The sequence below is a fragment of the Halochromatium sp. genome (assembly GCF_046541315.1).
GTDB lineage: Bacteria > Pseudomonadota > Gammaproteobacteria > Chromatiales > Chromatiaceae > Lamprobacter.
The window spans coordinates 1-4376 of the sequence record NZ_JBKHDN010000219.1 but is presented as its reverse complement, the minus strand read 5'-3'; the positions used below and the strand labels follow the sequence as shown (position 1 = coordinate 4376).

The 4376-nt window shown below is 68.3% G+C and carries 4 protein-coding genes; 3 read left to right on the top strand and 1 reads right to left on the bottom strand.

Annotated elements, in window-relative coordinates; translation table 11 throughout:
- The coding region (locus ACLFQI_RS11960) for a DUF5110 domain-containing protein (protein ID WP_410759624.1) at positions 1–441 on the top strand (441 nt) is incomplete at its 5' end.
- Positions 442–459: 18 nt separating this feature from the next.
- On the opposite strand, the gene ACLFQI_RS11955 is transcribed toward ACLFQI_RS11960, so the two are convergent.
- Entirely contained in the window at positions 460–894 is a 435-nt protein-coding gene (locus ACLFQI_RS11955; RefSeq protein WP_410759622.1) for an SRPBCC family protein, read from the bottom strand.
- Positions 895–1423: 529 nt separating this feature from the next.
- Between ACLFQI_RS11955 and ACLFQI_RS11950 the strand changes: the two genes are divergently transcribed.
- Together ACLFQI_RS11950 and mbhE are read left to right on the top strand one after the other, a co-directional pair.
- Positions 1424–1843, top strand: coding sequence for a CBS domain-containing protein (locus tag ACLFQI_RS11950; protein WP_410759620.1), 420 nt, complete (start codon positions 1424–1426; stop codon positions 1841–1843).
- A gap of 85 nt (positions 1844–1928) precedes the next feature.
- Positions 1929–4376: hydrogen gas-evolving membrane-bound hydrogenase subunit E (mbhE, locus tag ACLFQI_RS11945; RefSeq protein ID WP_410759619.1), on the top strand; the 2448-nt coding region annotated here is incomplete at its 3' end.

The window sequence follows — 4376 nt, the reverse complement described above, 5'->3', positions numbered from 1 at the left end:
CCCGGGCGCATGCCAATCCTGGTGCGCGGCGGCAGTTGCTTGACGCTCGGGCCACTACGGCAATCGACCCGCGAGCCGCTGACCGAGCTGACTCTCGACGCCTATCCAGACGATGAGCAAGATGGATCCTGGACGCTGATCGAAGACGCCGGCGATGGCTGGAGCTATCCCGATGGCAAGGTCGCGGAGACGACCCTCGAGATCGCGAGCGGCCGTCAAAGACCGACGCTCATGCTCGGCCGGCGCCAGGGCGGCTGGCGGCCGCCTCCGCGCCAGCTTGTGCTGCGACTCCATTTGGCGCGGCGCCCCGCGCACGTGCTGCTCGATGGCATCCTCCGCGCTGACTGGTGGTGGGATCAAGCCGGTCAGGCCGCCGTGGTGTCGCTCATGGACGATGGCGAGGCGCACCGGCTGATCAGTTACCGCTCAGGTCGCGGCTAAGGCGATTGCCGGAATCGCCTAAGTGCCGAGCAGGGCGTCCGCACGCTGGCGGAAGGCGGCCACGATGTCCTTGGTGCGGCGCTGGAAAAAAGGCCCCGCGGCGGCGGCCATTGGCCCGCCCGCGAGCGCGTAGTCGGTCCGCAGCTCGACCAGCGTGACGTTCGGCTCGCGCTCCTCGAAACGCCAGACCTGATGCAACCGGCGCACCGGGCCACCCTTGCCATCGATGCGAATGAGATGCGGTCGCTCCAGCACGGCCTCCGTGCGCAGGCGCCAGACGAAGCCGCGGACCCCCACGGCCTGCTCGACCGAGCGGCGGTTGTCCTCCTCCCACAGGATTCGCGCCTCCTTCCAGCCCGGAACGAATTCGGGGTAGCGCTCGATATCCGCGACCAGATCGTAGACCGCCGGTCGCGGATGATGGAGGGTCTCTTGGACAGTAAAGCTGGGCATGATGTCAGCCTCCGGAAATGGCCGCTTCAAGATCTGGCATCGCCACCGGCTCGGCCCGGTGACGGTCGATGCCGGCGCGCGACCTCTATCTCCTCCGTCACCGCGAGGAGGAGACGCTCGTTGAGCAACGCTGCGCCCATTCCACCATCGGCGCGAGAAAAACACCACCCCTTTCCGGCTTGGGTGCGCTGGAGTGGGCTGGGGTGGCGCCCAGGGCGCGCCTGCCGTGCACTGCTCGTCCATCCCAGACGCATGGCCCCGGAAAACCGCACGGAAGCAGCCATCGACCAGCGTTCGATGGACACCCCAGCGCGACCGGGGCAAATCCACCAAGCCGGTGCATTTCAACAACCACAAGCGGCTGATCAGGCCTGGCCGTCGGGCTCCAGCTCTCGCCCGATCCGGCGGGAGGGGCCGGCGGGCGCGCAGCAATGGCACGCCTTGGCACCGGCATTGCAGAAACAACGCTAACGACCGGGGGCAACGCTCGCCCTCTCATGTATCCAACGCAACCACAGGAGCACAAGCGATGCAACTCCAAGATGTGATGACCCCTCAGCTCGAGTACATCGGTCTGAACCAGTCGATGCTCGATGCCGCCCGCATGATGCGCGAGCACGACATCGGGATGTTACCGGTGCTCGAGGAAAACCAGATCGTCGGCATCCTGACCGACCGCGATATGGTCACGCGCGGCCTCGCCGAGGGGATCGATCCGGAAACGCCGGTCTCTCGCATCATGACCAGCGGGGTGGAGGTCCGACACACCGACGACGATGTCGAGGAGGCCGCTCGGCTGATGGAGCGGAAGCAGATCCGGCGGTTGGTGGTGGTCGACCGCACCGAGCGCAGTGTCGGGGTGGTCTCGCTCGGCGACCTCGCTACGCGCTCCGACCAAACCGAGCTCAGTGGCGAGGTGCTCGAAGAGGTCTCCCAGCCGACGCACTGATGCAGCCAGCGCGAGAGGTGCGAGTGGTGACCGGCCTAGGCAAGCCGCGAACACGGCGGTGCCGTGCAAGCAGCCCTGACCACCCATGGCCTTGCCGACCATGAACCTGGTCCTCATCGTCGCCGCGCCGCTGCTCGCCGCCGCGCTGGCCGTCCCGGCCCAGCGCCTGGACGCGCGCGCGCCGTTGGCGCTTGCCGTGAGCGCCGCCCTGGTCACGCTGGCGGCGGCGCTGCTGAACCTACCGAGCGTGGCCGCCGGCGCGGTCCCGCGCGTGGCGCTACCCTGGCTGCCGGCGCTGGGTTTGGAATGGGCGCTGCGGCTCGACGGTCTGGCCCTACTGATGGTGCTACTGGTCGCGGGCATCGGCCTGCTGGTCAGCCTCTATGCCCGCTATTACCTGCCCGCCGATGCCCCGCGGGGGCGCTTCTTCGCCCTGATGCTGGCCTTCCAGGCCGCGATGCTCGGTCTGGTCACGGCTGACAACCTCCTGTTGCTCCTGTTCTTCTGGGAACTGACCAACCTGCTGTCGTTCCTGCTGATCGGCTACGATCCCACCACCGCGAAGGCGCGCCGGGGTGCCCGTACCGCGTTGCTCGTGACCGCGAGCGGGGGCCTCGCGTTGCTCGCCGGCTTTCTGCTGCTCGGCGCCGTGGTGGGCAGCTTTGCGCTCGGCGAGGTGCTCGCCGCCGGTGAGCAGGTGCGCGCCGACCCGCTCCTGCTGCCGATCCTCGTGCTGATCCTGCTCGGCGTCGCGACCAAGTCGGCGCAAGTGCCCTTCCATTTCTGGCTGCCGGCGGCAATGGCCGCACCGACCCCGGTCTCGGCCTATCTGCATTCGGCCACCCTGGTCAAAGCCGGGGTCTTTGTGCTGGCGCGGTTCTTTCCGGTCTTTGCCGAGAGCACGCCCTGGTTTCCGCTGGTCGGCGGTCTTGGGCTGGCGACTTTTGTCTTCGGCGCCTATATCGCCCTGTTCAAGCACGATCTAAAAGGGTTGCTGGCCTACTCGACGATCAGCCACCTGGGATTGATCACCTTCCTGTTCGGGCTCGGCACCCCGCTCGGGGCCGTCGCCGGCCTCTTCCACCTGGTCAACCATGCCGTGTTCAAGACGTCGCTGTTCATGGCCGCCGGCATCATCGATCGCGAGACCGGTAGCCGCAACCTGCGCCGCTTGCGCGGCCTCTATCCCTATCTGCCGATCACCGGCGGGCTGGCGATGATCGCCGCCGCAGCCATGGCGGGGGTGCCCCTGCTGAACGGCTTCGTGAGCAAGGAGATGTTCTTCTCCGAAACCCTGCATTCGGAGCGCCTGGCCGACTGGCCACTGCTGTTGCGGGCGCTGCTGCCGATGGCCGCGATCCTCGGTGGCGTGTTCTCGGTCGCCTATTCGCTGCGCTTCATCCAGGATACCTTCTTCAATGGTCGCTATCCGGCGGATGATCCCGCGCTGCGCTATCCCCCGCATGAGCCGGCGGCCTGGATGCGCCTGCCGGTCGCGATACTGGCGGTCCTGTGCGTGGTCATCGGCGTGCTCCCGCAACAGACCATTGCGCCCCTGCTGCGCGTCGGTGTCGGTGGCATCCTCGGGAGCCCGCCCGACTTCCATCTGGCGATCTGGCATGGGCTCTCGCCGGCGTTCCTGATGAGCGGCGTGGCGCTCGCCGGTGGCATGCTGATCTATGCCCAGCGCGGGGTTCTGTTCGCCACCCATCGGCGTCGTTTCCCGGGCCAGCGCGCCGACCCCCTGTTTCAACAGCTCATCGCGCGCGTGGTGGGATGGGGCCGACGGCTGCGCCCCTGGCTGCAGCCGACTGCGCTGCGGCAGTCGACGGCCTGGCTGCTGGCGGTTGGCCTGGGGCTTGGTGCTCTGGGCTGGCTCAGCGCTCAGCCGCCGACCGGATCGGCACGCGCTGGGGCGATCGCGCCTGGCGCTTCAACCGGCGCTTTCGCCAGTGCCTCCGCCAGCGCGTCCGCAGACATCGCGCCATTCGCGATACCGCTCGATAGCGTCAGCCTCGCCGCCGCCGTGGTGCTCGTGGCGGCCACCTTCACCCTGCTGCGCCAACGCGCCCAGCGGCTGTTGGCAGTGGTGCTGACCGGCGTGATCGGCCTGATCGTCAGCCTCGCCTTCGTGCACTTCTCGGCCCCGGATCTGGCGCTGACCCAGCTTGCGGTGGAGCTGGTCACCACGCTGTTGTTGCTGCTGGTGCTGGCCCTGTTACCGCGTGGCGGCGCGCGCCCGGTGACTGGCTGGCGGCGCGAACGCGACCTGTTCCTCGCCACCCTGGTGGGATGCGCGAGCGCGGCGCTGAGCGTCAGCCTGCTGCGGCATCACCTCCCTGGCAGCGGCGAGGGGTATCTGCGGCTCGTCGAGTCGGCCGCCGGCGCCGCGAATGCGGTGAATGCGATCCTGGTGGATATCCGTGCCTTCGATACCCTCGGCGAGATCACCGTGTTGACCATCGCCACGGCGACGGCGATGGTGCTGCTCGACGGCCTGCGGTTGCGCCCGTTCGGCGTCCTCGGCGGACAG

What these genes read in the sequence shown, in the direction of transcription:
- ACLFQI_RS11955 (WP_410759622.1), bottom strand. Translation starts at nt 894, where the DNA reads ATGCCCAGCTTTACTGTCCAAGAGACCCTCCATCATCCGCGACCGGCG.
- ACLFQI_RS11950 (WP_410759620.1), top strand. Translation starts at nt 1,424, where the DNA reads ATGCAACTCCAAGATGTGATGACCCCTCAGCTCGAGTACATCGGTCTG.